Origin of the sequence: Sphaerisporangium melleum, assembly GCF_014646695.1 — a bacterium.
Lineage (GTDB): Bacteria > Actinomycetota > Actinomycetes > Streptosporangiales > Streptosporangiaceae > Sphaerisporangium > Sphaerisporangium melleum.
On record NZ_BMNT01000111.1, the window covers coordinates 1,323 to 1,788 of the forward strand.

At 59.7% G+C, this 466-nt stretch carries 1 rRNA gene (running past one end of the window); it reads left to right on the forward strand.

Features of this window, described 5'->3' with window-relative positions:
* Window positions 1–450, forward strand: a 16S ribosomal RNA gene (locus IEY93_RS37320) (it extends 1,135 nt beyond the left edge of the window).
* The last annotated feature ends 16 nt before the right edge of the window (window positions 451–466 follow it).

A 466-nucleotide genomic window follows, 5' to 3' on the forward strand; every position in this document is an offset into this window, starting at 1 on the left:
GAGCGCAACCCTTGTTCCATGTTGCCAGCATGCCCTTCGGGGTGGTGGGGACTCATGGGAGACTGCCGGGGTCAACTCGGAGGAAGGTGGGGATGACGTCAAGTCATCATGCCCCTTATGTCTTGGGCTGCAAACATGCTACAATGGCCGGTACAGAGGGTTGCGATGCCGTGAGGTGGAGCGAATCCCTAAAAGCCGGTCTCAGTTCGGATTGGGGTCTGCAACTCGACCCCATGAAGTCGGAGTCGCTAGTAATCGCAGATCAGCAACGCTGCGGTGAATACGTTCCCGGGCCTTGTACACACCGCCCGTCACGTCACGAAAGTCGGCAACACCCGAAGCCCGTGGCCCAACCACTTGTGGGGGGAGCGGTCGAAGGTGGGGCTGGCGATTGGGACGAAGTCGTAACAAGGTAGCCGTACCGGAAGGTGCGGCTGGATCACCTCCTTTCTAAGGAGCACCGGCT